We start from the raw sequence: 3,330 nt of genomic DNA on the forward strand, positions 1-3,330 counted from the left end.
CGATGCTGAACATCTTAACCTTGCTAGTAAAAGTAACTCGTAGGCTCATTATGCAAAAGGCACGCCGTCACACATAAATGCGCTCCGACCGCTTGTAAGCGTATGGTTTCAGGATCTTTTTCACTCCCTTATTCAGGGTTCTTTTCACCTTTCCCTCACGGTACTGGTTCACTATCGGTCTCTCAGGAGTATTTAGCCTTAACGGATGGTCCCGCTTGATTCATACAGGATTACACGTGTCCCGCACTACTCAGGATACTACTAAATTAATGATCTTTACTTGTACCAGGCTATCACTGTCTATGGCTCCTCTTTCCAAAGGATTCTAATTCATCACATCTCTTATATCGTAGTCCTACAACCCCACAACTGCCGTAACAATTATGGTTTGGGCTAATCCGCGTTCGCTCGCCGCTACTTACGGAATCACTTTTGTTTTCTTCTCCTCCGGGTACTTAGATGTTTCAGTTCTCCGGGTTCGCCTCCTCGAAAGGATACTATATCTTCAATATAGTGGGTTGCCCCATTCGGATATCTACGGATCAATCAGTATGTGCCTGTCCCCGTAGCTTTTCGCAGCTTATCACGTCCTTCTTCGCCTCTGAGAGCCTAGGCATTCCCCATACGCCCTTAATTAGCTTATGCGTCTTGCTTTAACTTGCTCTTTTAGTTTTTGTCGATACTAATAAAGTAACTAAATTAGTATCAACCTCTTTTATTCTCATTAATTGTAAACAATTAATGCTCGTATTTTTAAATCAATATGTCAATGAACGTTTTTCTTATCATAAATATAAAACCAATGAGTATAAAGACTTTTTCATATCATGAATCCTGTGCTTTATAAACTATCAATCCCTATATCTAAAGAATTGTGGAGAATATCGGAGTCGAACCGATGACCTCCTGCGTGCAAGGCAGGCGCTCTAGCCAGCTGAGCTAATCCCCCATTTTTATGAAATCCTAAATGTCAAATTCAGAATCTCGAATGATGAAGTAATGAATTCTCAACTTCTAAAATTTCCTTTCAATATGTAATATGAACATCTTATCTGTAGTCTCAGGCAGACTCGAACTGCCGACCTCTACATTATCAGTGTAGCGCTCTAACCAGCTGAGCTATGAGACTTCTTCATAGTTGGGTTGATGGCCAATTGCTGATCGTTGAAAACTATCAACATACCAACCATAAACTAACAACTAATTATTAATTAACAGCATAAAGACTAAAAGCAAACAAGATACATTCCATCGTATCATTTCTGGTTCCCTTATAAAAGGAAATCTCTAGAAAGGAGGTGTTCCAGCCGCACCTTCCGGTACGGCTACCTTGTTACGACTTAGCCCCAGTTACCAGTTTTACCCTAGGCCGCTCCTTACGGTGACGGACTTCAGGTACTCCCAGCTTCCATGGCTTGACGGGCGGTGTGTACAAGGCCCGGGAACGTATTCACCGGATCATGGCTGATATCCGATTACTAGCGATTCCAGCTTCACGGAGTCGAGTTGCAGACTCCGATCCGAACTGTGATAGGCTTTATAGATTCGCTCCTGGTCACCCAGTGGCTGCTCTCTGTACCTACCATTGTAGCACGTGTGTGGCCCAGGACGTAAGGGCCGTGATGATTTGACGTCATCCCCACCTTCCTCGCGGTTTGCACCGGCAGTCTTGCTAGAGTTCCCGACATGACTCGCTGGCAACTAACAACAGGGGTTGCGCTCGTTATAGGACTTAACCTGACACCTCACGGCACGAGCTGACGACAACCATGCAGCACCTTGTAAATTGCCCGAAGGAAAGTCTATCTCTAAACCTGTCAATCTACATTTAAGCCCTGGTAAGGTTCCTCGCGTATCATCGAATTAAACCACATGCTCCACCGCTTGTGCGGGCCCCCGTCAATTCCTTTGAGTTTCATTCTTGCGAACGTACTCCCCAGGTGGGTTACTTATCACTTTCGCTTAGCCACTCAGACCGAAGTCCGAACAGCTAGTAACCATCGTTTACGGCGTGGACTACCAGGGTATCTAATCCTGTTCGCTACCCACGCTTTCGTCCCTTAGCGTCAATCAATTGTTAGTGATCTGCCTTCGCAATCGGTATTCTGTGTAATATCTATGCATTTCACCGCTACACTACACATTCTAACCACTTCACAATAATTCAAGACTTGCAGTATCAATGGCAATTTTCCGGTTGAGCCGAAAACTTTCACCACTGACTTACAAACCCGCCTACGGACCCTTTAAACCCAATGATTCCGGATAACGCTTGGATCCTCCGTATTACCGCGGCTGCTGGCACGGAGTTAGCCGATCCTTATTCGTAGAGTACCGTCAGAATATTACACGTAATATTGTTTCTTCCTCTATAAAAGTAGTTTACAACCCATAGGGCAGTCTTCCTACACGCGGCATGGCTGGATCAGAGTTGCCTCCATTGTCCAATATTCCTCACTGCTGCCTCCCGTAGGAGTCTGGTCCGTGTCTCAGTACCAGTGTGGGGGATCTCCCTCTCAGGACCCCTATCTATCGTAGCCTTGGTATGCCGTTACCATACCAACTAGCTAATAGAACGCATAGTCATCTTATAGCAATAAATCTTTAATCCTTAGTGAATGCTCACTTAAGATACTATAAGGTATTAATCCAAATTTCTCTGGGCTATCCCTTACTATAAGGTAGATTCTATACGCGTTACGCACCCGTGCGCCGGTCGTCAGCGAGTGCAAGCACTCCTGTTACCCCTCGACTTGCATGTGTTAAGCCTGCCGCTAGCGTTCATCCTGAGCCAGGATCAAACTCTTCATCGTTTGTCTTTAAATATTATTCAAAACAATACAACGGAATTATAATCGTATCTCAATATGTTTCTAGTCTTTATTCTCTGTATAAACTATCTCTAGTTATATACGCGCTGTCAATCAATATGTCTATGAACTTTCTTAATCAATAAAGCAATCTTCATCGCTATTAATTATAGTCTGTAAATAAGGAATCGAACCCCATAAATGCTACTTAAAACACCCTAAACCATTACTACTATTTTTATGAACTACGCTTTGTTTCTCTAAGCGGGTGCAAATATACAACCCTTTTTATTTCTACAAAGCTTTTTCTGATTTATTTTTTAAAAAAAATTACAAGAAAAAAAGTAAACCAAATCTCAATGAACACAACAAAAACAAATCCCGTTTTGCAGGGCGCAAACATACAACCCTTTTTTATTCTGACAAGAACTTTTTAATAAAGTTTTTAAAACTTTATCTTAACCTATAAATCAAAAAAATAATCCTCAATGAACGCGCTAAACAATATCCCGTTTTGCGG

Annotated in this window: 2 tRNA genes and 2 rRNA genes (1 of these 4 running past the window's edge); all 4 read right to left on the bottom strand. The window is 42.6% G+C overall.

From position 1 onward, the window contains the following. Positions 1–645: ribosomal RNA gene (locus tag DG435_RS13180) — 23S ribosomal RNA — on the bottom strand; it reaches 2,175 nt to the left of the window's first position. A 230-nt stretch (positions 646–875) separates the two neighbouring features. Then, positions 876–949: transfer RNA gene (locus DG435_RS13185), tRNA-Ala, on the bottom strand. A 106-nt stretch (positions 950–1,055) separates the two neighbouring features. Beyond that, positions 1,056–1,129: transfer RNA gene (locus DG435_RS13190), tRNA-Ile, on the bottom strand. A gap of 162 nt (positions 1,130–1,291) precedes the next feature. Then, a 16S ribosomal RNA gene (locus DG435_RS13195) occupies positions 1,292–2,813 on the bottom strand. Together the 16S and 23S rRNA genes with 2 tRNA genes alongside form the textbook arrangement of a ribosomal RNA operon. Positions 2,814–3,330: the final 517 nt, after the last annotated feature.

Source organism: Aquimarina sp. Aq78 (genome assembly GCF_900299525.1).
In the GTDB taxonomy this organism is placed as follows: domain Bacteria; phylum Bacteroidota; class Bacteroidia; order Flavobacteriales; family Flavobacteriaceae; genus Aquimarina.